20 protein-coding genes are annotated in these 24,379 nt (G+C 63.7%); 18 read left to right on the top strand and 2 right to left on the bottom strand.

Annotation, left to right across the window (positions count from 1 at the left end; all coding sequences use genetic code 11):
- The first annotated feature begins 7 nt into the window (after positions 1–7).
- On the top strand, positions 8–562 hold the full coding sequence (hpt, locus tag WDS16_RS19055; protein WP_338886813.1) for a hypoxanthine phosphoribosyltransferase: 555 nt from the start codon (positions 8–10) through the stop codon (positions 560–562).
- Here hpt and WDS16_RS19050 read toward each other — a convergent pair.
- Positions 559–3,003: a serine/threonine-protein kinase gene (locus WDS16_RS19050; protein ID WP_338886811.1), complete on the bottom strand. Its 2,445-nt coding sequence runs from the start codon at positions 3,001–3,003 to the stop codon at positions 559–561. The two genes, hpt and WDS16_RS19050, sit on opposite strands and share 4 nt — an antisense overlap.
- Positions 3,004–3,386: 383 nt before the next feature.
- On the opposite strand from WDS16_RS19050, the gene ftsH reads away from it, so the two are divergent.
- The 17 genes from ftsH (at position 3,387) to WDS16_RS18965 (ending at position 24,037) form a co-directional block, all read left to right on the top strand.
- Entirely contained in the window at positions 3,387–6,218 is a 2,832-nt protein-coding gene (gene ftsH / locus WDS16_RS19045) for an ATP-dependent zinc metalloprotease FtsH (protein ID WP_338886809.1), read from the top strand.
- A gap of 56 nt (positions 6,219–6,274) precedes the next feature.
- Positions 6,275–6,952: a GTP cyclohydrolase I FolE gene (gene folE, locus WDS16_RS19040; protein ID WP_338886807.1), complete on the top strand. Its 678-nt coding sequence runs from the start codon at positions 6,275–6,277 to the stop codon at positions 6,950–6,952.
- Positions 6,949–7,791 carry a dihydropteroate synthase gene (folP, locus tag WDS16_RS19035; protein ID WP_338886804.1) on the top strand — a complete coding sequence of 281 codons (843 nt, stop codon included), beginning with the start codon at positions 6,949–6,951 and terminating at the stop codon, positions 7,789–7,791. The genes folE and folP overlap by 4 nt, the downstream gene beginning before the upstream one ends.
- A complete protein-coding gene (gene folB / locus WDS16_RS19030; protein ID WP_338886802.1) occupies positions 7,788–8,156 on the top strand; it encodes a dihydroneopterin aldolase in 369 nt (122 codons plus the stop codon). The genes folP and folB overlap by 4 nt, the downstream gene beginning before the upstream one ends.
- Positions 8,153–8,677, top strand: a complete 525-nt coding sequence (folK, locus tag WDS16_RS19025) for a 2-amino-4-hydroxy-6-hydroxymethyldihydropteridine diphosphokinase (RefSeq protein WP_338886800.1) — start codon at positions 8,153–8,155, stop codon at positions 8,675–8,677. The genes folB and folK overlap by 4 nt, the downstream gene beginning before the upstream one ends.
- Before the next feature lie 5 nt (positions 8,678–8,682).
- Positions 8,683–9,147, top strand: a complete 465-nt coding sequence (locus WDS16_RS19020; RefSeq protein ID WP_338893535.1) for a DUF3180 domain-containing protein — start codon at positions 8,683–8,685, stop codon at positions 9,145–9,147.
- A 113-nt stretch (positions 9,148–9,260) separates the two neighbouring features.
- Entirely contained in the window at positions 9,261–10,559 is a 1,299-nt protein-coding gene (locus WDS16_RS19015; protein WP_338886798.1) for a DUF6779 domain-containing protein, read from the top strand.
- 148 nt (positions 10,560–10,707) lie between these two features.
- On the top strand, positions 10,708–11,658 hold the full coding sequence (locus WDS16_RS19010) for a Rossmann-like and DUF2520 domain-containing protein (RefSeq protein WP_338886796.1): 951 nt from the start codon (positions 10,708–10,710) through the stop codon (positions 11,656–11,658).
- The gene (panC, locus tag WDS16_RS19005; RefSeq protein ID WP_338886794.1) at positions 11,655–12,554 is read left to right on the top strand and encodes a pantoate--beta-alanine ligase; all 900 of its coding nucleotides are present in this window, start codon (positions 11,655–11,657) and stop codon (positions 12,552–12,554) included. The genes WDS16_RS19010 and panC overlap by 4 nt, the downstream gene beginning before the upstream one ends.
- A gap of 75 nt (positions 12,555–12,629) precedes the next feature.
- Positions 12,630–13,061, top strand: a complete 432-nt coding sequence (gene panD / locus WDS16_RS19000; RefSeq protein ID WP_338886792.1) for an aspartate 1-decarboxylase — start codon at positions 12,630–12,632, stop codon at positions 13,059–13,061.
- A 2-nt stretch (positions 13,062–13,063) separates the two neighbouring features.
- Complete coding sequence (locus tag WDS16_RS18995; protein ID WP_338886790.1) at positions 13,064–13,864, top strand: type III pantothenate kinase; 801 nt, start codon at positions 13,064–13,066, stop codon at positions 13,862–13,864.
- Positions 13,865–14,086: 222 nt separating this feature from the next.
- Positions 14,087–14,599 (top strand): cysteine dioxygenase family protein, encoded by a 513-nt coding sequence (locus tag WDS16_RS18990; RefSeq protein ID WP_338893534.1) that lies wholly within the window; start codon positions 14,087–14,089, stop codon positions 14,597–14,599.
- Positions 14,596–15,018, top strand: a complete 423-nt coding sequence (locus WDS16_RS18985; RefSeq protein ID WP_068376772.1) for a rhodanese-like domain-containing protein — start codon at positions 14,596–14,598, stop codon at positions 15,016–15,018. Before WDS16_RS18990 ends, WDS16_RS18985 begins: the two co-directional genes overlap by 4 nt.
- Before the next feature lie 111 nt (positions 15,019–15,129).
- Positions 15,130–16,647 carry a lysine--tRNA ligase gene (lysS, locus tag WDS16_RS18980; protein WP_338886787.1) on the top strand — a complete coding sequence of 506 codons (1,518 nt, stop codon included), beginning with the start codon at positions 15,130–15,132 and terminating at the stop codon, positions 16,645–16,647.
- A gap of 309 nt (positions 16,648–16,956) precedes the next feature.
- Entirely contained in the window at positions 16,957–19,494 is a 2,538-nt protein-coding gene (locus WDS16_RS18975) for an ATP-dependent Clp protease ATP-binding subunit (RefSeq protein ID WP_338886785.1), read from the top strand.
- A 283-nt stretch (positions 19,495–19,777) separates the two neighbouring features.
- Positions 19,778–21,394, top strand: coding sequence for an MFS transporter (locus WDS16_RS18970; protein WP_338886783.1), 1,617 nt, complete (start codon positions 19,778–19,780; stop codon positions 21,392–21,394).
- A 267-nt stretch (positions 21,395–21,661) separates the two neighbouring features.
- Entirely contained in the window at positions 21,662–24,037 is a 2,376-nt protein-coding gene (locus WDS16_RS18965; RefSeq protein ID WP_338886780.1) for a bifunctional diguanylate cyclase/phosphodiesterase, read from the top strand.
- A 12-nt stretch (positions 24,038–24,049) separates the two neighbouring features.
- Here the strand turns inward: WDS16_RS18965 and mhuD are convergent, their stop codons facing one another.
- A complete protein-coding gene (gene mhuD, locus WDS16_RS18960) occupies positions 24,050–24,367 on the bottom strand; it encodes a mycobilin-forming heme oxygenase MhuD (RefSeq protein WP_338886779.1) in 318 nt (105 codons plus the stop codon).
- Between the last annotated feature and the right edge of the window lie 12 nt (positions 24,368–24,379).

Genomic DNA, 24,379 nt, shown 5'->3' with positions numbered 1-24,379 from the left:
GACCGCCGTGTACGAGGGCGACATCGAATCCATTCTCATCTCCGAGGAACAGATCAAAGCCCGCACCATCGAGCTCGCGGAAGAGATCGCCAAGCGGTACCCGGTCGATGCGCCCGAAGGTGATCTGCTGCTGGTCGGTGTTCTCAAAGGTGCCATCATGTTCATGACCGACTTCGCTCGCGCGCTACCCATTCCGACGCAGCTCGAGTTCATGGCGGTCAGTTCCTACGGATCTTCGACGTCGTCGTCCGGTGTCGTCCGCATCCTCAAGGACCTCGATCGCGACATCAACGGACGCAATGTCCTCATCGTCGAGGACATCATCGATTCCGGACTGACGCTGTCGTGGCTCAAGCGCAACCTGGCGACGCGCAATCCTGCATCGCTGTCGGTCGTGACGCTGCTGCGAAAGCCGGACGCGATCAAGGTCGACGTCGAGGTCGCCAACGTCGGTTTCGACATCCCCAACGAATTCGTCGTCGGATACGGTCTCGATTACAACGAGCGGTACCGCGACCTCCCGTACATCGGAACCCTCGAACCCCGCGTGTACGGCGGCTAGTTTCTCGAGACCACACGGCGCAGCGCGTCGCGGTCACGTTCGATCAAGCGGAAGATCGCGTAAGAAGCCACGAAGGCTGCGATACCACCGACGCACACGACCCGCACTACTCCGATGATGTCCGGAATATTCTCTGCGGGAACGAAAGTCAGACCGGCCACTGCGACAAGTGGGATCGCGGCGGTGACCGTCAGATAGCCGATGCTGCGGCGTCCGAGCGCGCGGAGGAGGGCCTCGTCGGCGCTCCCGGCTCGCCCGAAGGGCAAGAACGACGGATACAGGCACCGGATGGTGAACAGTGAGACCAGGAAGAACGGGTACGCCGTCGCCATTGCACCGCACACCACGAGTGACGCAATGAAGTGCACGTACGCCTGCGCAGGCACGGACCCTGCCGCGATCTGCAGCGAGAGTGGGAATGCAATTCCCGCGCACACCCACAGCCCGAGGCATACGGCTACGATCCGATCCGCAGCCAACAGGGTGTCGGCACGGGCCTCGGCAAGTCGCTTCTCCGGCACTGTCCGGCCGGAGCGCAACGCTCGTGGAACGGACAGCACCCGTCGAAAGAAGTAGACGATCAGTACGAGGCCTATCGGCCAGAAGAGTCCGTTGATGACTGCCGTCACGGTCTCGAACCGATCCTGTGCGACGGCCGGCAGGTCACCGATGATCAGCGCCTTGTTGTGCTGGTAGTTGTAGATGGCTGCGACAGCATTGGGGATTCCGATCGCGGCAGTCATCACCGGAACAGTGAACGGCCGCAATCGAAATCGGGCGCTGGATGGCGGCGGATCGACGAGATTGCGTGCGTGTTGGTCGAGGCACAGATCGAACTGTTGCGCCAACTCCTGGCCGGTCGACCAGCGGTCCCCGATACTGGGCGACAGACACTCGGCGAGAACTCTGCGCAACGTCGACGGGCAGTGCGCCGGAAGTGTTGCGATCGCGGAGTCGGTGATGCCTGTTCGACGGGTGTCGAGCAACCCGTCGATGACGGTTCGGTCGCCGTCCTCGACGTTCGAATTCGAATCGTCGAACGGCTTGACCCCGGTCAAGAGTTCCCAGAGCACGACGGCGAGTGAATACAGATCACTGCGCGTGTCGAGGTCCTCCGCCCGGCCAGGATGACCAGGATGGCACGCCTCGAGCTGCTCGGGGGACATGTAGGACAGTGAGCCTCCGAAATACGCAACCGGGCTGTCACCGTCGACCTGATCGGAAAAGCTGATGTTGAAATCTGCGAGCTTGGGCACGCCCTCCGCGGTGAGCAGTACGTTCGCCGGTTTGATGTCGCGATGCAGAACGCCCCGCTCACCCGCGTAGTGCAAAGCCTCCGCAAGGCGGCGCCCGAGCCACGCAACAGTCTCGGGCCACGACAAAGTGGAGAGCGATTCGCGGACAGTGGAATCCGTGGGGCGAAGGCTGCCTCGAGCGTCGAGTGCGGCGTCGACGGTGTCGAGAAGAAGGGTGCCGCTACGTTGGTCGGCCGGGCAGGCACGCACACGCTGGAGCAGATCGAGCAGGGTCCCGCCCGGCACGTACTGCATGTAGAGAAGTCGGAGGCCTTTGTCGGGCAGGACCCGCTGGTCGAATACCCGGACGATGTAGTCGTGGTCGAGTTGCGCGAGCGTCTGCGGTTCGCTGCCGCGATCCTCCGATATCTTCACCGCGACGATCCGTTGCATCGACCGTTGTCGAGACAGGAAGACTCGTGCGAACGCTCCGCGGCCGAGGCCCATCAAGAGGTCGAAATCGTCGACGCGATCGCCCACGTCGAGGTCTTCGAGTTCGTCGCTCGAGCCCGGCCGCGTCCACGCGAGGGCTCCGGTGGACGTGCCGGTCATGTCCGCGGTTGCAGGCCCAGCGACTGTGGCAGCGCTGACGCTGACCCGCGACTCACCGATGACGGTTGCCTCCAGCGCGGGCGTCCTTTGCTCGGTCGCCTCACCGAGCATGGTGTTCAGCATTTCCGCTAGGTCGACCGACTGCGCCGGATACTCGGCGGCGTAGAGCTGCGGGGATACAGAGTCGCCGGCCTGGCGCCGAATGCAGAACTCCTCGTAGATCAGCCAGGCAGGAAGCGACGCGGGAGCGAGGTCCTCGAACTCGTCGCAGTACTGTCTCAGCCGTTTCGGAACGCTGGCCCGTAGCCATCGTTCCTGCAGATCGACCGAAATCAGCTGTTCGAGCAGACGCCGTCGGACATCGGCGGAGTCGGGAAGGAAGTTCGACAGAATCGGCGGGGTGAGTGGGTCACCGCCCCGCGCGGCCTTCCACGCGAGGCGAAGTCGATCGGCTGGATCGTGATCGGTGCCGTGCGAGTCGGTGCCGTGCGAGTCGGTGCCGTTTGTGGCCGCGGCGGTCACTGTCGACGTCCCGTCGGATCGAACCGATGGGGCGTCGACGTCGGAGGTGACCCGATCCGAGCCTGGTTGCACGCCCACAACCATAAACCTGCACGAGGCGTTCTGCCTGGTAGAAGCGTAGATTCGAGTACCGGGGAAGGTTGCCGGGGCAATCGAATCTTACGACGTGACCCGAAGGGGTCGCCTTTGACACAATGAACGCTGGTCCGCAGGGGGCGTGCTGCGAGGTAGCTGGGGAACCTGTGAGGCGAGACCGACGTTGGACTGGGGAGAAGCGTGACGCATGCAGCAGCACTGCAGGTCCATGGCCGCTGCGCTGTGGCTCTGACTCAGGTCAGGTCCATGCACTGCAGGTACATGGTGGCCGCTCGCGGTAGCCTGAGGCATCCGAGGGCGGCCGTAATCCGCACATCGGAGATGACTGGAAAGGACGAGGCCGTCTCGGCTGAAGCTGTATGAATCGGAAGACAGTTATACGGAACCTGGCCATCGTTTTCGGCATCCTGTTGGTGATCTTTGCCATCAGCTACTTCGGAAGCGACACTCGCGGCTGGAAGAGCGTCGACACCTCGGTGGCGATCGCGCAGCTCGACTCGCAGAACGTCGAAAAAGCGCAGATCGACGACCGCGAGCAGCAGGTCCGTCTGTACCTGAAGAACGGCAACGAGGCGACCGGCAACGAGACGCAGATCCTTGCCAAGTACCCGGACTCCGCATCGGAGACCATCTTCGACAAGGTCAGCTCCGACGGACTCGAAAGCTACAACACCGTCGTGAGCCAGGACAGCTGGGTGTCGTCCCTCCTGCTGTTCGTCCTTCCGATGATCCTTCTGCTCGGTGTCTTCATCTTCGTCATGAGTCGTATGCAGGGCGGTGGTCGCGGCGGTGTCATGGGCTTCGGGAAGTCCAAGGCCAAACAGCTGAGCAAAGATATGCCGAAGACGACGTTCCAGGACGTCGCAGGTGCCGACGAGGCCGTCGAAGAGCTGTACGAGATCAAGGACTTCCTGCAGAATCCAGCCCGGTATCAGGCGCTCGGCGCGAAGATCCCGCGCGGCGTTCTGCTCTACGGCCCTCCGGGAACCGGTAAGACCCTCCTCGCGCGCGCTGTCGCAGGCGAGGCGGGTGTCCCGTTCTTCACCATCTCGGGTTCCGATTTCGTCGAGATGTTCGTCGGTGTCGGCGCTTCCCGCGTTCGCGACCTGTTCGAGCAGGCGAAGCAGAACAGTCCGTGCATCATCTTCGTCGACGAGATCGACGCCGTCGGTCGCCAGCGTGGAGCGGGCATGGGCGGTGGGCACGACGAGCGAGAGCAGACGCTCAACCAGCTTCTCGTCGAGATGGACGGTTTCGGTGAACGAACCGGCGTCATCCTGATCGCCGCGACCAACCGTCCCGACATCCTCGACCCCGCCCTTCTCCGTCCCGGCCGCTTCGATCGCCAGATTCCCGTCGGAGCACCCGATCTTGCCGGCCGCCGCGCAATTCTTGCGGTGCACTCGGCAGGCAAGCCCGTCGCGCACGACGCCGACCTGGAGGGCTTGGCCAAGCGCACCGTCGGGATGTCCGGAGCGGACCTGGCCAACGTCATCAACGAAGCGGCGCTCCTCACTGCGCGCGAGAACGGCACCGTCATCACCGAGGCCGCTCTGGAGGAATCGGTGGATCGCGTCGTGGGAGGACCACGCCGCAAGAGCCGCATCATCAGCGAGCACGAGAAGAAGATCACGGCGTACCACGAAGGCGGGCACACGCTCGCTGCCTGGGCAATGCCGGACATCGAGCCCGTCTACAAGGTCACTATCCTGGCTCGCGGTCGCACAGGTGGCCACGCCATGACGGTGCCCGAGGACGACAAGGGTCTGATGACTCGGTCCGAGATGATCGCGCGACTGGTCATGGCAATGGGCGGACGTGCAGCAGAGGAACTCGTCTTCCACGAGCCGACCACAGGCGCGTCCTCGGACATCGATCAGGCAACCAAGATTGCGCGTGCGATGGTCACCGAATACGGCATGAGCAGCAAGCTCGGCGCGGTTCGCTACGGCCAGGAGCAGGGCGACCCCTTCCTCGGTCGTTCGATGGGCGTGCAGTCCGATTTCTCGCACGAGGTCGCACGCGAGATCGACGAGGAGGTGCGCAAACTCATCGAGGCGGCGCACACCGAGGCGTGGGCCATCCTCAACGAGTACCGCGATGTGCTGGATACGCTTGCCACCGAACTCCTCGAGCGGGAGACGCTGACGCGCAAGGACCTCGAGAAGATCTTCACCGGCGTCAGCAAGCGTCCGCGAATCACCGCATTCAACGATTTCGGCGATCGAGTTCCTTCTGACAAGCCCCCGGTCAAGACTCCGGGTGAACTCGCAATCGAGCGCGGCGAGCCGTGGCCTCCCCAGTCGATCGCACCGAAAGTTGCTCCGCCGCAGCAGTTCCCGCAGCCGAGCTACGCCGGTTCGCCGCAACTGTCGAAGGGCGCGCCGGACAGTTACAACGGCGGTAGCCGGCAGCCCGGCTACACCAACGGTGCCCCGAACGGCGCTCACAACGGGGGCGGATACAACGGCGCTCCCAGCAACGGTGCACCCAGCCACGGCGCCCCCACAAACGGTGTTCCCACAAATGGGGGCCCGGGTAATGGCGCTCCAAGCCATGGTGGCTCTCATGCCGGCGGGCCGGTGCCGACCGGAACACCGTACGGAAGCGCGCCCTACGGCGGGGGCCAGGGCAGTGGCGGTCAGGGCAGTGGCACGCAGGGCAGTGGCACGCAGGGCAGCACGGGCCAGAACGGTGGCGGCCAGCACTCGGGCGGCAACTACAGCGGTGGTTCCTACCGGAACCCCGAGCCACGGCCGCAGAGTTCACGTCCTGATTACGGTGCTCCAGCGGGATGGTCAGCGCCAGGATGGCCGCCGCGTGATCCCGCTGGATCCGCCGGTGGTTCGGACAGTGCAGGCAGGAACGGCGGCAACCGCTACTCCGACCCTGTAGCGCCGTACCAAGCCCCGCCGACGTACCAGTCGCCGCAGTACCGTCCGCCGCAGTACCAGCCGCCGGAGTATCGCGATCCGAGCGGCGACCGCGAGGCGCCCAGTGGTGATCAGCAGCCTCCGAACCCCGCACCGCAGTACCGTGATCCTGCTGGATCGCAATGGGATCCTCTCGGTGGTCTGCCGCTCGGTGGGCAGCCGGACCCGGATCGTCGTCCCGACACACAGGAATCGGACCGTGAGGGTGACGAAGGTCCGCGCACTCAGCGCTGGGAAGGTCCGAACGGCCACCAGTGAGCCAGCGATAGCTCGGCGATAGGCTTCAGGAGTGGATCCAGTGTGGAGCCTGCGGAATGACCCGCAAGCTCAGGGATGCGGAGGTAGGGCACGTGTCAGTCAGGCAGATCGATGAGAACGGTGTAGCTGTTGCACCCGGCGATGTGGTGGCGGTCGCAACCGGCAACACCTTCGATCAGCCGCGGGCTGAAGCAGCCGTTCGAGAGCTCCTGATCGCAGTCGGCGAGGATCCGGATCGAGCGGGACTGGTCGATACTCCCGCTCGGGTGGCGCGCGCCTACCGAGAGATGTTCGGCGGCCTGTACACGGACCCGGATTCGGTGTTGAACACGACGTTCGACGAAGGTCACCAGGAACTCGTGCTCGTCCGCGACATTCCGATGTACTCGACGTGTGAGCACCACCTTGTGTCGTTCCATGGCGTCGCGCACGTGGGGTACATCCCGGGTAGCAGCGGGAAGGTGACTGGGCTGTCCAAGCTGGCACGCGTCGTCGACCTCTACGCCAAGCGGCCTCAGGTGCAGGAGCGGTTGACCAGTCAGGTGGCCGACGCCGTGATGCGCAAGCTGGATCCGCGCGGCGCGATCGTGGTGATCGAGGCCGAGCACCTGTGCATGGCGATGCGCGGCATTCGCAAGCCTGGGGCCAGCACGACGACGTCCGCTGTCCGGGGCCTGTTCCAGTCGAGTGCTGCGTCGCGTTCCGAGGCGTTGGATCTCATCCTGCGCAAATGACGCTGCCAGTCACATTGTCCTCCTCCCCGGTCGTGATGGGTGTCCTCAACGTCACCGCTGACTCGTTCTCGGACGGGGGACGCTATCTCGACGTCGATGCTGCGGTCGCGCACGGCGTCGAATTGCACGATCTCGGTGTCGACATCGTCGACGTCGGCGGAGAATCGACCCGTCCGGGCGCCGAGCGGATAGATCCGGGAGTCGAGGCCGAACGGGTGGTTCCCGTCATCAGAGAGCTCAGTGCTCGTGGCATCTCGACGAGCGTGGACACGATGCGTGCTTCGGTCGCGGCAGCGGCCGTCGAGGCTGGAGTGTCGATCGTCAACGACGTTTCAGGCGGACGCGCCGACCGGGATATGGCCTCCGTCGTCGCAGATTCCGGTGTCCCGTGGATCCTGATGCATTGGCGCTCGGCGCAGGACTACGCGCACACCGGTGCCGCAGAGCATTACGACGACGTCGTCGCGGACGTTCGTCGTGAGCTCCTCGAACAGGTCGACCACGCGCTGGAAGCAGGGGTGGACGCCTCGAATATCGTGCTCGATCCCGGCCTCGGATTCGCCAAGACCGCTCGTCACAACTGGCAGCTGCTTCACGCCATACCCGTGTTCGTCGAGCTGGGAATGCCGGTATTGATCGGGGCGTCGCGAAAGCGTTTCCTCGGATCGCTCCTGGCAACGAACGACGTTCCGCGTCCGCCGGACGGACGGGAGATTGCAACCGCGGTCGTCTCGGCGTTGGCGATCGCGGCCGGCGCGTGGGGCGTGCGGGTGCACGACGCCCGCGCGACTCTCGACGCGGTAGCCGTTGTCGAGGCATGGCAGGGAGGCGGAAGATGAGTGACCGAATCGAATTGCGCGGACTGAAGGTCCGAGGACACCACGGGGTCTTCGACTTCGAGAAGCGAGACGGCCAGGATTTCGAGGTCGACATCACCGTCTGGATGGACCTCAGACAAGCCGCCGCCACCGACGACCTGACAGCGACGATGCACTACGGCGAGCTGGCCGAGGCCGCAGCTGCGATCATTTCCGGTCCCGCGCGCGATCTGATCGAGACCGTTGCCGCAGAAATTGCCGACGACGTAATGAAAGACGACCGGGTCGACGCAGTCGAGGTGACGCTGCACAAACCGTCGGCTCCGATCCCGCTCGAATTCGCCGACGTCGCAGTGGTGGCGCATCGCACTCGGGCAGGCACATGACGCGCGTCGTCCTCTCGATCGGAAGCAACGTCGGAGATTCGCTTGCCCACCTCCGGTCCGTGACCGCCGAACTCGGGCCACGCCTTGTCAGTGCGTCAGCAGTGTTTTCGTCGGAGCCCTGGGGAGGCGTCGAGCAGCAGGATTTTCTCAACGCCGTCGTCGTGGCCGACGATCAGGCGCGTGGGCCGTACCAGTGGCTCGAGTTCGCGAGGGAGCGAGAGGAAGCAGCCGAACGTGTGCGCGCCGTACGGTGGGGGCCTCGAAGTCTCGATGTCGACATCGTCGTCTGCAGATCGCTCGTGGGCGACGACCTGGTCAGCGCCGACCCCGAGTTGCTCCTGCCGCATCCGCGCGCTCACCAGCGGGCCTTCGTTCTCACGCCCTGGTTGGACATCGAGCCCGACGCAACGTTGACGGTCGGTGACGACGCCCGCAGCGTCTCGACGTGGCTTGCATCGCTCCCCGACTCCGAACGCGCGAGCGTACGACGGACCGACATGACGCTGGACACATCCCGATGAACGAGATGAAGACGACTCGCGTGTTGGACCTGCTCGGTCTTACCGTCGTCGCAGCGATTGCGACGTGGTTGCTGGTGCGGTCGTTCTACGGTTCGCTCCCGCCGATCTCGGTACTGGCTGGGGCGTCGCTCTATCCGATCGCAGTCGGCGAACTGATCCTGGGGTTCGTCGTTCGATCTCGGATCGGCGGAAGCCGAGTCGGAGACGGGCCGCAGCAGCTGCACCCGATTACCGCAGCACGGGCTCTTGCGCTGGCGAAAGCGTCAGCTCTGGTCGGGGCAGGAGTGACTGGAGTATGGATCGGGTTTCTGCTGTACGTGGCGCCGCTGGCTTCGACTGTCCGCGCCGCATCCGACGATGTCGGCGGGGCAATCGTGGGTCTCGTCGCGGGCCTTGCGCTCGTCGGATCCGCGTTGTGGCTCGAACAGTGCTGTCGAGCGCCGAAGGATGGATCCGGCGAGTCACGATGACACGGCTTTTTTCCGGTGGCGCGCTGCGGATAAGTGAAATTCTTACGACTCCTGTTGCGAACCACAATCGAGGTTGACCTTTAGCCGGCGATTCGCCAGCTACGCTGGTTGGCATGACCGAACAGACTCGCGCGAAAGCCGGCCGTCGCTCGCGGCGCAGTGCGAGCCAACTGTTCATCGCAGCGCTCGTCATGTTCGGGATAGCCGCGAGCGTTCTTCTGTTGTTCAGTGAGAACATCCAGTGGCTTCGTGTCGGACTGGTGTCGGCGCTGTGGGCCGCGATTGTCGGCGCCTTCGCGATGACCAAGTACCGGCGGGAATCTGTCGCCGACCAGACGAAGGCGAAGGACCTCCAGACCGTGTACGAGCTACAGCTCGCACGCGAGATCTCCGCGCGTCGCGAGTACGAACTCGGCGTCGAAGCTCGGGTCCGGAGTGAGGTGCAGGTCGAGACAAGCGAGATCGCGGCGCTACGTGCAGAGCTCGCTCACCTCCGGAACAACCTGCAGATGCTGTTCGACGGCAACCTCCCGACCGAACGCGTCGCCCTGCGCGCGGAAGCGACCAGGATGGCGGAACTCGGCGGCAGTCGAAATTACGACAGCTACCAGCCTGCACCGTCGGGACTGTACGTGCCCGGACGGCCGAATGCGGCAGGCTCGCACGACGCAGAGGTCCCCGACGGCGCAGATGCCGGACAAGTCGGGTCGGTGCCGGGTCTCGCTACCCCGTACGACGAACCAGTCACAGCCGAAACCTCGGTCGTGTATCCGGATACGTCGAACGGTCGCGCACCAACTCGCGATTACTACTCTGAATCGACGCGAGTGACCCCTTCTCGACGTCCGGAGCCACGAGTACCTGGTGGCGGCCGACCGACCCCGACGCCTCCGCGCGTGTCGGGACCCGTGCGGCGACCTACAACTCCTGCTGATTCGGATGCTGCCGACTACGGCAGTGCTGTCGAGAACGTCGGTGAAGTGCAGGGACCGGAGAGCAGTACAGCGACGTCGTGGGATGACTACGCAACGGAATCCGACTCGCCGCCGGCCTTCGAGCAGGCGGACGCTGCCGAAACCGCGGACTACCCGCGGGATGCGGGCGATGCCGTGTTGTCGCAGCCGTCGGACGATTTCGCCCCAGCCCCAGCCCCAGCCCCAGCCCAGACCCCCGACCCGACCCCGGCACCGACCCAGACCCCTGACCCGGAGCCGGCGAGCGCCAACGAGTCCACGTCCGGACAATGGGATCTCCCCGAGCCTGCTCCGCGCCGTCGGCGTCGGGCAGACCCGGACGCGGCGGCGAGCTCGGGAGCTCACTCCAACGGCCGGTCCGTGGCGGAAATCCTCGCTGGGCTTCAGACAGGTGAAAACGAGCCGACCGAGCGTCGACACCGCCGCCGCGCCGACTGACGCCCCGAACGTGCATGCGTCGAGACAGCCGGAAGAGTGAAGTAGATCACCGGTAACTTCGTGGCCGCAGCACATCCATGCCGCTATCCTTCCTGCAGGACGTCTGGTACCCGCCGAGCGGGACTGGAACGAACGAGAGGACTTTTCGGTGAACTCACCTGAGCTCACTGCTGACCCTGCACCCGCGCGTTTGACGGTAGGAATCGTCTCGGCCGGACGTGTGGGCACAGCCCTCGGCGAGGCTCTCGAGCGCGTCGGGCACCTGGTGGTGGGTTGTGCGGCGGTATCGGAGGCTTCGCTTCGCCGCGCTCGAACTCGACTCCCCGACTCGCAGATCCTGCCGGTCGACGAGGTCGCCACCCGCGCCGAACTGCTCGTTCTCGCTGTTCCGGACACCGAGCTCGGATCGCTCGCCGCCGGGCTGGCGGCGACGGGCGTCATCGCACCGGGCAAGCTCGTCGTACATACCTCCGGCGCCAACGGAATAGGCGTACTCGAACCGCTGACAGCTCTTGGGGCGATCCCGCTCGCAATCCATCCCGCGATGACGTTCACCGGGTACCCCGAGGACACCGATCGACTGTCCCGCGCGTGTTTCGGAATCACCGCGGCCGACGAGATCGGCTACGCAGTCGCCCAGGCGATCGTTCTGGAACTGGGCGGGGAACCTGTCCACGTCACAGAAGCGAACCGTGCGCTGTATCACGCGGCCCTCGCGCACGGCTCGAATCATCTCGTCACTCTTATCGCAGATGCAGTCGACGCTCTTCAGGTTGCTCTCGACGGCCCTGGATTCCCGGGTACGGACACCGACCATGACTGGGAGCGCAGCCCGCGGAGTGGCCGTGAAACCGAGGTGGCCCAACGTGTTCTGGCTCCGCTGGTGACTGCGGCTCTGGAGAACGCGCTACAACGCGGGCAGTCGGCACTGACTGGTCCGGTTGCGCGTGGCGACCTGGACGCCGTGCGCACCCACCTCGACGTGTTGGGAGCGGTAGATCCGCGTATCGCGGCCGGCTACCGAGCACTGTCTCTTCGTTCGGCGCAGCGAATCGGAGCTTCTGCCGAACTCCTCGACTTTCTGAAAGGTGATCGATGACGCTGGCAGGTAGCTTCAAGGCGGGTGAAACGACCGTCCACCATGACCCTCTTGTGGTGAACTCGGTGTCGAAAGCTCTTCGGGCCGTAGGTAAGACCGTGTCTCTGGTGCCGACCATGGGGGCGTTGCATGCGGGGCACCTCCATCTCGTCCGCCAGGCAAAGCGGACGGGTGCGGTCGTCATCGTGTCGATCTTCGTCAACCCGCTTCAGTTCGGCGCCGGCGAAGACCTCGACGCGTACCCGCGGACGCTCGACGCGGACGTCGAACTGCTGCGTGCGGAGGGCGTCGAGCTCGTCTTCGCGCCCTCGGCTGCCGATATGTATCCCTCGGGACCTCGAACGACCGTCCATCCTGGTCCGCTCGGCGGCGAGCTGGAAGGTGCGAGCCGGCCGACGCATTTCGAGGGAATGCTGACCGTCGTCGCGAAACTGTTGCAGATCGCTGCTCCCCACGCCGCCTATTTCGGCGAAAAGGACTACCAGCAACTGACGCTGATCCGGCAGATGGTGCGGGACTTGAATTTCGACGTCAAGATCTTCGGCGTTCCGACCGTTCGGGAGCAGGACGGGCTGGCGCTGTCCTCACGTAATCGTTTCCTCGATGCAGGACAGCGGGATGCCGCTGTGGTCCTGTCTGCTGCTCTTGTTGCGGGTGCACATGCCGCGGCCGGGGGAGCGCCGGCGATCCTGGCCACGGCGCGTGGGGTTCTCGACTCTGTGGCCGAGGTGAAGGTCGACTACCTCGAACTCCGGGGAGTGGATCTCGGCCCTGCTCCCGAGTTCGGCGACGGTCGACTGCTCGTGGCAGCCAGGGTCGGAACCACACGATTGATCGACAACGTGGGGGTCGCCGTGGGCACCGGTTTTCTGGCAGGAATGGAGCTTGCGGAATGACCCTTGTTGCCGGAATGGAGCATACGGAATGACGAGAATGACCGGTCCAAACGTTTCGAGGGTTCAGGAGAGATTATGTTTCGCACGATGATGAAGTCGAAGATCCATCGAGCAACGGTGACTCATGCCGACCTGCATTACGTGGGATCGGTGACCGTCGACCAGGATCTGATGGAGGCCGCTGATCTGCTCGAAGGCGAGCAAGTCACCATCGTCGACATCGACAACGGTGCCCGTCTGGAAACCTACGTGATCACCGGTGAGCGTGGCAGTGGCGTCATCGGAATCAACGGTGCAGCAGCGCATCTGGTGAACCCGGGCGATCTTGTCATTCTGATCGCATACGGCGTGATGGACGAGCAGGAATGCAAGGACTACGCGCCGCGGGTTGTGTTCGTGGACGAGAAGAACCGTCCGGTAGAGCTGGGCAGTGACCCTGCATATGCGCCGGAGGGGTCCGGCCTGATCACCCCTCGCACGCTGCGTGCAGACTCCGTGCTGGTGTAGCGATGCTTCTCGCAGTCGACATCCGCAACACGTCGACGACCCTCGGGCTGTTCAGCGGTAGTGGCGATCATGCGAAGTTGTTGCGCGACTGGCGGATGCGAACCGATCCACGGGTCACCGCTGATGAACTGGCGCTGATGGTGCGCGGGCTCATCGGTGCCGAAGTGGATCAGATCACCGGAGTGTCGGCCCTGTCCACGGTGCCGTCGGTGCTACGTGAGACTCGGACGATGCTCGGGCGGTACTGGGAGCATGTTCCCCATGTCGTCGTGGAACCCGGTGTGCGTACCGGTGTCCCACTGCTCGTGGACAATCCGAAAGAAGTCGGCGCAGACCGCATCGTGAATACCTTGGCGGCCCACGATCTGTACGGAAGCGCTTGCATCGTAGTAGATTTCGGGACGACGACCTGTGTGGACGTCGTATCGGCGAAAGGCGAGTTTCTCGGTGGAGCAATCGCGCCTGGCCTCGAAATCTCGACGGCGGCGATGGCGTCGAGATCAGCGGCGCTGCGTGAAGTCGAGTTGATGCGTCCGCGATCGGTCGTCGGAAAGAACACGGTCGAGTGCATGCAGGCCGGCGCTGTCTTCGGTTTCGCGGGCCTAGTGGATGGACTCGTCGGGCGAGTCAGACGCGAATTGGCCGAGTTCGCGGGTAGCGACGTGGCGGTGATCGGAACCGGTGACAGTGCACCGCTGATCATGGCGGAGAGCTCGGCGATCGAGCACCACGAACCGGATCTGACGCTCGAGGGGCTGCGGTTGGTCTTCGAGCGCAATCTCGCCAAAAGGCGCATTCGCTAGCGCTCGCCGCGTGCCTGTGTAACAATCTTCAGCGTGATGACGTGCATGGGACCCCAGGAGTGTTGTCGAGGCTGACCGCTGCCTCGTTCAATTACCGACCCTGGAGTAGTCCCTGTGCTGTCCACACCTGTCTTTTCTGGATCTGTCTCGTCCAGACCCTCTCTCAGATCTGCGTCCGCTAGAACTGGATCATCGAGATCCGCCTCGTCGCCGCGGCTCACGCTGCCGACCCGGTTGCAGCCCCATGACCTGCTACGCATCACCGATGAAGGCGCCTCCGATGTCCTCGAAGGCCGGTTCGATCACCTGCTTCCCGACGGCGGGGTCTGGCCCACCGAGGAACGTTGGGCGACCCGACTGCACACCGACGACGACCTCGACGTCTGGCTCATCAGTTGGGTCCCGGACCGTTCGACCGAGCTGCACGACCACGCCGGCTCGCTCGGTGCATTGACAGTCCTGAGTGGCTCACTCGTCGAATATCGTTGGGCTGGTGCCGGACTCAAGCGTCGGCGTCTCGACGCTGGTGATCAAGCCTCGTTCCCGCTCGGGTGGGTTCACGACGTGATGAGGGCCCCTGCAGCCGACATCCCGACACCCGAAGCGCCGACGTTGAGCGTGCACGCCTATTCACCGCCACTGACGGCTATGTCGTACTACGAAGTGACAGACAAGTCCTCGCTCCGCAGAACCCGATCCGAGCTGACCGACGAACCCGAAGGGCCTTCGAAATGACCATCGCCCGGATGTTGGAAGAAGCACGCGCCAAGATCGACCGCATCACCGTCTTCGAGTTGCGCGACGCTGTCGCCCGCGGTGCGATCGTCGTCGACATTCGGCCGCAGGCGCAGCGAGCCGTCGAAGGAACGCTGCCCGGCGCGCTGGCGATCGAGCGCAATGTCCTCGAGTGGCGTCTCGATCCGACTTCGGATGCGCGCCTGGTTGCGGCAGTCGATCACGACATCGAGTGGATCGTCATCTGCTCCGAGGGATACACCTCCAGCCTGGCTGCGGCGTCGCTGCAGGAGCTCGGGTTGCACAAGTCCACCGATCTGGTCGGTGGGTACAAGGCACTCAAGTCCGCAGGCCTGCTCGGTGTGCTGACTCAGGCCGCGCACTGCGTGCGCGAAGCCGAGGCCATCTCGGCGCACTGAGCCGCCGCGGTTCAGGCGGTAGCGATTCTGGTTTGCCGAGCGGTAGCGATTCTGGTTTGCCGAGCGGTAGCGATTCTGGTTTGACGGACGTGGCAGATAAAGTGTGCGTCTGTGACTGACGCAGCTGCCCCGACGATCGACGACACTCCGGAACAGCTACGGATTCGTCGTGCCAAGCGGGACCGGCTGCTCGAACAGGGCCAGGAGCCCTATCCCGTCTCGGTTGCGCGTACGCACTCGCTTCGCGAGATCCGCGACCTCTTTCCGGCGCTAGAGGCCGATTCGACGACGGGCCAACTCGTCGGTGTGGCGGGCCGAGTCATCTTCGTCCGCAATACCGGAAAGCTGTGCTTCGCGACGCTCCAGGAGGGCGACGGCACTCAGCTCCAGGCGATGATCAGTCTGGCTGGGGTCGGCGAGGACGCGCTCGTTGCGTGGAAGTCCGACGTCGACCTCGGTGACTTCGTGTTCGTGCACGGCGAGGTCATCTCCAGCCGTCGCGGCGAGCTCAGCGTGATGGCCGACTCCTGGCAGATCGCGTCCAAGGCGCTGCGTCCACTTCCCGTCGCACACAAGGAACTGAACGAAGAGACGCGGATCCGGCAGCGCTACCTGGACCTCATCATGCGACCGGAAGCCCGCGAGGTCGCCCGCAAGCGCATCGCCGTCGTTCGTGAACTGCGCAACGCGCTTGAACGTCGCGGATTTCTCGAAGTCGAGACTCCGATGCTGCAGACGTTGCACGGCGGTGCTGCCGCTCGGCCGTTCGTGACGCACTCCAACGCGTTGGACACCGATTTGTTCCTGCGAATCGCACCGGAGCTGTTCCTCAAGCGCTGCGTAGTCGGAGGAATCGAGAAGGTCTTCGAGATCAACCGGAACTTCCGCAACGAGGGCGCCGACTCGTCGCACTCACCGGAATTCGCGATGCTCGAGACCTACGAGGCCTACGGCACGTACGACGACTCGGCGAGGATGACTCGTGAGCTGGTCCAGGAAGTCGCGCAGGCAGCTCTCGGTACGCAGGTTGTCCTGCTTCCCGACGGCACTACCTACGACCTGAGCGGCGAGTGGACGACGCTCGAGATGTACCCGTCGTTGTCGGAGGCCATCGGTGTCACCATCACCCCGGAGACCGGCGTCGACGAGCTCCTCCAGCTGGCCGACAAGGTCGGACTGGAGATTCCGCGCAAGGATGGCAAGCCCATCTATGGGCACGGCAAGCTCGTCGAGGAACTGTGGGAACACCAGATCGGCGACGACCTGTTCGCGCCGACGTTCGTTCGAGATTTCCCGGTCGAGACTTCCCCGCTGACTCGTCAGCACCGCAGCATTGCAGGCGTCACCGAGAAGTGGGATCTCTACGTTCGCGGATTCGAGCTGGCAACCGGCTACTCGGAGCTGGTCGATCCTGTGATCCAGCGCGAACGGTTCGAGGATCAGGCGCGTCAGGCTGCGGCAGGCGACGACGAGGCGATGGTGCTCGACGAAGACTTCCTTGCGGCGATGGAACAAGGCATGCCGCCCACCACCGGAACCGGAATGGGAATCGATCGCCTGCTGATGGCGTTGACCGGACTCGGTATTCGCGAAACGATTCTGTTCCCGATCGTCAAGCCGCAGGGCTGACCGGCGCCCGTCGGGGCTGAGACGCTGTTCGCCAGCAGCGGACAGAAAATCGGAAACGAAATCGCATCTGCCCGCGTTATCACCTATAAGCAGGCACTGGACTACCCCGCGTCGACGAGAACCGTCCTCGTTAAGGGGGGCCGAGGGTCGGCAAGTGAACCACCGGCCAACTACAGTAAAGGTGGAGACGCGGACGCAACAGTGTTGGCGTTATACCTTCAGTGCCGAGCGAACCCGCGTTACTGGATACTGTGGTGCTAGAAGACCTGGTGGGAAGTGCTACCACCCACCAAGAAGTGAGGGAGAGCGATGTTCGAGAGGTTCACCGATCGCGCGCGGCGTGTTGTCGTCCTGGCTCAAGAAGAAGCCCGGATGCTCAACCACAACTACATCGGCACGGAGCACATTCTGCTTGGCCTCATCCACGAGGGTGAAGGCGTCGCAGCCAAGTCTCTGGAGTCGTTGGGTATCTCCCTTGAAGGAGTCCGCAGCCAGGTCGAAGAGATCATCGGCCAGGGTCAGCAGGCTCCGTCCGGTCATATCCCGTTCACCCCGCGCGCCAAGAAAGTACTCGAGCTCAGTTTGCGTGAAGCGCTGCAGCTCGGCCACAACTACATCGGAACCGAGCACATTCTGCTGGGTCTGATTCGCGAAGGCGAAGGCGTCGCGGCTCAGGTTCTGGTCAAGCTCGGAGCCGACCTCAACCGGGTGCGCCAGCAGGTCATCCAGTTGCTGTCCGGGTACCAGGGCAAGGAACCGTCGGAATCCGGCAGCAGTCGCGGCGAGGCGGGAACGCCGTCCACGTCGCTCGTGCTCGATCAGTTCGGTCGCAACCTGACCCAGGCTGCACTCGAAGGCAAGCTCGACCCGGTTATCGGGCGCGCAAAGGAAATCGAGCGCGTCATGCAGGTCCTGAGCCGCCGCACCAAGAACAACCCTGTCCTCATCGGCGAGCCCGGTGTCGGTAAGACCGCTGTCGTCGAGGGCCTCGCACAGGCCATCGTCAACGGCGAGGTACCCGAGACGCTCAAGGACAAGCAGCTCTACACCCTCGACCTCGGATCCCTGGTCGCAGGCAGCCGCTACCGCGGTGACTTCGAAGAGCGCCTGAAGAAGGTTCTCAAGGAGATCAACACTCGCGGCGACATCATCCTGTTCATCGACGAGCTGCACACGCTCGTGGGTGCAGGTGCGGCCGAGGGCGCTATCGACGCGGCCTCGATCCTCAAGCCGAAGTTGGCTCGTGGCGAGCTGCAGACCATCGGTGCGACCACGCTGGACGAGTACCGCAAGTACATCGAGAAGGACGCGGCACTTGAGCGTCGTTTCCAGCCCGTCCAGGTCGGCGAGCCGACCGTCGAGCACACCATCGAGATCCTCAAGGGTCTGCGCGACCGCTACGAGGCTCACCACCGCGTCTCGATCACCGACGGTGCTCTCGTGGCGGCGGCAACACTCGCCGACCGGTACATCAACGATCGGTTCTTGCCGGACAAGGCAATCGACCTCATCGACGAGGCGGGCGCGCGGATGCGCATCCGCCGGATGACCGCGCCGCCAGACCTGCGGGAATTCGACGACAAGATCGCCGACGCTCGCCGCGAGAAGGAATCTGCGATCGACGCGCAGGACTTCGAGAAGGCTGCGAACCTGCGTGACAAGGAAAAGCAGCTCGTTCAGCAGCGCGCCGAGCGGGAAAAGCAGTGGCGAAGCGGTGACCTCGACGTCATCGCCGAGGTCGACGACGAGCAGATCGCCGAGGTTCTCGGAAACTGGACCGGTATCCCCGTCTTCAAGCTCACCGAGGAGGAGACCACCCGTCTGCTCCGCATGGAAGACGAGCTGCACAAGCGGATCATCGGGCAGGTCGAGGCCGTCAAGGCAGTCTCGAAGGCCATCCGTCGTACGCGTGCGGGTCTGAAGGATCCCAAGCGTCCGTCCGGCTCGTTCATCTTCGCCGGCCCGTCCGGTGTCGGTAAGACCGAGCTGTCGAAGGCACTCGCGAACTTCCTGTTCGGCGAGGACGATGCACTCATCCAGATCGATATGGGCGAGTTCCACGACCGCTTCACCGCGTCGCGACTCTTCGGTGCTCCTCCCGGATACGTCGGATACGAAGAGGGCGGCCAGCTCACCGAGAAGGTCCGTCGCAAGCCGTTCTCCGTCGTGCTGTTCGACGAGATCGAGAAGGCACACCAGGAGATCTACAACACGCTCCTGCAGGTGCTCGAAGACGGTCGTCTCACCGACGGCCAGGGACGCACGGTCGACTTCAAGAACACCGTGCTGATCTTCACCTCGAACCTCGGTACCTCGGACATCTCGAAGGCAGTCGGCCTCGGCTTCTCCTCGGGTGAGGGCACCGGCTCCAACTACGAGCGGATGAAGCTCAAGGTCAACGACGAGCTGAAGAAGCATTTCCGCCCGGAGTTTCTCAACCGTATCGACGACATCGTCGTGTTCCACCAGCTCACCAAAGACGAGATCATTCAGATGGTCGATCTCATGCTCAACCGAGTCGAAGGTGCGCTCAAGAACAAGGACATGGCGATCGAGGTCACCGAGAAGGCGAAGTCGCTCCTCGCGAAGCGCGGATTCGACCCGGTACTGGGTGCGCGGCCGTTGCGCCGCACCATCCAGCGCGAGATCGAGGATCAGCTGTCCGAGAAGATCCTGTTCGGCGAGATCGAGGCCGGACAGATCATCCTGGTCGACGTCGAGAACTGGGACGGCGAAGGCCAGGGCGAGGACGCCAAGTTCACGTTCCGTGGCGAGAAGAAGGCAATCGTCGTTCCCGACGAGCTGCCCGTCGACCTGGCCAAGGCCGCAGGCGACGACAGCGAGTAAGTAGCCGTAGCTCTACCGAAGCGGGCCGTACCCATGTACCGGGTGCGGCCCGCTTTGCTGTGTGTCCGGCCCACCATCGCTTGAATGGTCCATCGATACGGTCAGATGGCTTCGGGGGTTCATTCAAGCGGACGCGAGGTGGACTCCGGACCGCTTGGATGGTCCATCGATACGGTCAGATGGCTTCGGGGGTTCATTCAAGCGGAGGCAAGGTGCGAGCGATTGGATACTTCGCACTCCGCAGGTGAGGCACACCCCGCGGCAGTGCGCTTGACTGATCCCCGTGACTACCGTCGAGAAGGGCTCTGTCCCCGCCCGCGCAGGGCTGGTGTTGTTCGTACTCATCCTCGTTGCCGCGGTGGCGAACCTCAATCTGGCGGTGGCGAATGTCGCGCTTCCTGAGATCGGACGGGACTTCGACGCCAGTCAGACTCAGCTGAATCTCATCGCTGTGGCGTACTCGCTCGGCCTCGCGGCCTCGGTGTTGTATTTGGGTGCGCTCGGCGATCGGTACGGCCGAAAGATGCTGCTGGTGCTGGGGATGGCGCTCTCGATCCCCGCATGCATCATCGCTGGTTTCGCGCCGAACTTCGAGGTGCTGTTCGGTGCTCGGTTGCTCGGTGGGCTGTCGGCGGGCCTCGCGTATCCGACTACGCTCGCGCTGATCACTGCGCTGTGGTCAGGCCCGCCGAGGACGAAGGCCATCGCGCTGTGGTCGGCGCTCGGTGGTGCATTGTCCGCGCTCGGGCCACTGCTGTCCGGTGCTCTGCTGGAGAAGTTCCACTGGGGTTCGGTATTCGTCGTCACGCTGCCGCTGGCTCTCCTTGCCTTGATCCTCGCGTCAGTGTTCGTTCCCTCGCACGTCAACGAGACAACCGATCCCGTTGACAACCTCGGCGGCATGGTGTCGGTGGTATTCATCGCGGCTCTCGTGCTCAGCATCAATTTCGCACCGGTCGACGGTATGGGCACGCTCGCGATCGGGCTCGGCGCGATCGCACTCGCCGCGGGTGCGGTATTCGTATTCAGGCAATCTCGGGCGAAGTTCCCGCTCTACGATCTGCGTATTGCACGGCGTCGGACTTTTTGGGTCGCTGCACTTGCCGGGATCATCGTGTTCGGTTCGCTGATGGGTGTGATCTTCGTCGGCCAGCAGTTCTTGCAGAACGTACTCCAATACTCGACGCTTGCCGCGGGAGCGGCAACGCTTCCGGCTGCGGCCGCGATGGTCATCGTCGCGCCGCAGTCGGCGAAACTCGTCGAATCTCGCGGTTCGAGGTTCACGCTGTTGCTCGGCTACGTCTTCATTGTCGTCGGCCTCGTTCTGGCGTGGTTGACGTGGAAGGAGGATGTGTCGTATTGGGTGGTCGCGGTCAGCTACGCACTGCTCGGTATCGGCATCGGCCTCGCTGGAACGCCTGCGTCCCGCTCGTTGACCGGGTCTGTGCCAGTCGACCGTGCGGGGATGGCGTCGGGCACGGCTGACCTGCAGCGGGATCTAGGTGGGGCGATCATGCAGTCGACGCTCGGTGCGCTACTTACGGCCGGATACGCGGCGTCGTTCACAGCACAGATCGCACAGTCGCCTCAGGCCGGCAGCGTCAGCGAAGAAACCCAGTCGGTGCTTACCAAGTCGTTCTCGTCGGCAGCCGATCTGGCCGAACGGTATCCGCAGTACGGCGAGCAGATCATCGCGGCGGCGAAACAAGCATTCCTGGATGGTGACCAGAAGTCCTATGCCGCTGCGATTGTCGTGGTGCTCGCCGGAGCTGTGCTCGTCTTCTTCGCGTTTCCGAAGCGCGACGAGGAGAAAAGGCTTCTGGCTCAATATCATTCGGAAGATGCGCAGGGGCCCGAGGCGACCGAAGCCTCATCCAGCATGCCTGGGAATGGCCTCTGACCGACTGGAGTCACTGGTGATGCCGGCGCGGAGCGCGCTCCATGCCTAGGCGCTGTTTTGTACGGGTTCAGTGAGCAGAAAGTGTGGTTCGAGCGCTGTCCGATGAAGAAAAGGTCTACCTGTGTGGTTGTTCGGTCACTGCGTCTGAGATCCTTGCCTATGTAACCAATCCGTTCGCCGTTCGGTGTCGAATGGCGAACGGGCGAATGGTTCGGGGGCAATAGCCGACGCAGCGGCGGTTGGGGGACCAGGAAAGGACTGACTCGTATGAGATGGTCGAGGTTCCTGGTGTTGGGGGCAGCCGGCGTCGCGGCCTACCTTGCGGCCCCCGACGGTTATCCCCGACTTGCGGTCTACGTTCTGTGTTCCTTCGCTTGCGTGGTGGCTGTGTTCGCAGGCCAGCGACTCAAGTCCACGAATCGTTCCGCCTGGGGCTTGCTCGCATTCGGAGTGTTGGCATGGAGTCTGGGCGATCTGATCATCGGGTTCCGTCTGACGACTCAGATGATCGTGCCGACGGTGTCGGTCGCCGACGCCGCGTATCTGTTCGGTCACGTCGCCTTCGTGTTGGGCGTTCTGAAGCTCGAGGACGATGTCGGGCGACGGCTGTTCGGCATCGAGGACGTGCTCGAAGGCCTGATCGTGGCGACCGGTCTCGGGTTGATCGCCTGGATCTTCGTCGTCGGCAATCGGACCGACGCAATGCTCGGTGGCGCGACCCTCGCCGAGTTCTGGCCGGTCGTCGTGTACACGGGGGCCGACGGGTTTCTGCTGTCGCTGGTGGCCACTCTGATACTGGTCAAAGGCGCTCGCACTACTGCGTTCACGATGACTGCTGCAGCATTCATCCTGTTCTCGTTGTCAGGATGGGTGCTGTACGTCCTGGTAGACGGGCTAGGGTTCGTCGACGTCCCTTTGGTCAACGCGGGATGGCTCGTCGGATACGTGTTGCTGGCCTCTGCCGCACTGCGTCCGCAGGAGCTGACGTGGCGAGCGCGAGAGACATCGTCGAGTCCGCATCGCATCGTCGACCGCACTCGACTTGTGAGCTTGAGTGTTGCGATACTCATGCCCCCCGCTGTGATGGGAACTCAGATTGCCAACGGTGTGCCGGTCGCCGAGTGGGGTTGGCTCGTACTCGGTTCGTCGGTGGTTGCGGTCGTCCTCGTATCCGCTCGGATGGCTTGCTTTCTCTCTGCTCTGCGCAAGCAGGCCGATGCTCTGTCCCTCGCGTCGATCACCGATCCGGTGACGGGCCTTGCGAATCGTCGTCACCTCGGCGACCTCCTTGGCAAGTCAATCGACTCGGCAGGGCCTGGTGGCGTCGTCGTTGTCATCGTCGACGTCGACCGGTTCGCGCAGATCAACGAGACTTTTGGCTACCCGGTTGGGGATCGCGTACTCCGTGAGATCGGTCAGCGCCTGTCGGCTGCGTCGGCGGGCGATTCCGTTGTAGGGCGTCTCGGCGGCGATCAGTTCGTCGTTTCGATGGCCGCCGACCTGATGGTGATCTCCCCGACGGAGTATGCCGATCACTTCCGCAGCGTCGTGAGTCGGACCATGTTCGTTCGCGACATCAACGTGGCACTGGACGCGACGGTAGGGGTCGTCGAGTCCTCGAAGCTGAGCGACGTCGACGCCGAAGCCCTGCTGCAGCATGCACACGTCGCGTTGACCGCCGCCAAACACTCGCATATGCGTTCGTCGATCTACACCCCGTCGATGGACTGCAACCGACATGATCAGATGCGTCTGCTCGGTGAACTCGAAACAGCGCTTCGTGAGCGGCAACTGCGAGTGTTCTTCCAACCGTGTCTCGATCTGGCGTCGGGCACAGTATCCGGTGTCGAGGCGCTGTTGCGATGGCAGCATCCGCGTGAGGGACTCATGTCTCCGTCGTCGTTCCTTCCCGACGCGGAACGGACCGGATTGTTGCCCGCCATCACGGCGTACGTGCTCGAAGACTCCCTCAGGTGTTGCAGCGCGATGCGGCGCATCCGCCCAGATTTCGGCATCTCGGTGAATCTGTCTGTACGAAACCTGCTGGACTCTGCGCTCGTGGAGCACGTGGCCCACGCACTACAGAGGCACGAGGTACCGGCCGCCGCAGTCGAATTCGAGGTCACAGAAACCACTGCGATGACCGACCCAAGGCGTTCGGTCGACTCGCTCGTCGCGCTACGAGATATCGGGGCTTCGATTGCCATCGACGATTACGGAACCGGATACAGCTCGCTGGCGTACCTTCGATCACTCCCTGTCCAGACGCTCAAGATCGACAAGACCTTCGTGACGGCGATGAACAGTCAACCGACGAATGCATCGATCGTCGGTTCCACGATCGATCTGGCGCGAAGCCTCGGCATGACCGTGGTCGCCGAGGGTGTGGAGGACGCACGAACACTCGAGAGGCTGCGCACTCTCGGATGCGACGGTGCGCAGGGCTTCCACGTCGGTCGGCCGGTTCCTGTAGACGAGTTGGACGCTCTCGTCGACGCTATCGAGGGCCGATCCAACACGACCTCGAAATCTAGAACGTCGAAATCTGCAGCGTCGAAATCTGCGGCACCGACGGACTGGGACTACGCGGCAACTGTGGACGCTACCGCCGGTGTCGTTGGATCAGCTGTGAAGCCGGTCTGAGCAGTCGGGGCGTTACTCCGGCTTGCTGCGCGCGGGCACGTCGAGAACAACCTCGAACTCCAACAACGATGCGCCTGACGCGACCGGCTTCGCGCGCTCACCCGAGTGGGCGGCTTTGGCCGGCCCCGCTGCCCACGCCTCGAAGGCTTCTTCTGTCTCCCACTGCGTGACTACGAAGTAGCGGTCCTCGCCCTTCACCGGCCGCAGCAGCTGAAATCCGAGAAAGCCTGGTGAACCTTCGACGGCGCCCGCGCGCGCGGCGAAGCGCTTCTCCAGCTCGGGGCCTGCACCTGAAGGAACTTCGATTGCATTGATCTTCACGACTGCCATGTTCGAGAGGCT

The organism is Rhodococcus sovatensis (assembly GCF_037327425.1).
Classification (GTDB): domain Bacteria; phylum Actinomycetota; class Actinomycetes; order Mycobacteriales; family Mycobacteriaceae; genus Rhodococcoides; species Rhodococcoides sovatense.
Note: the sequence above shows the minus strand (reverse complement) of the source record. Positions and strands in the feature narration are given on the sequence as shown.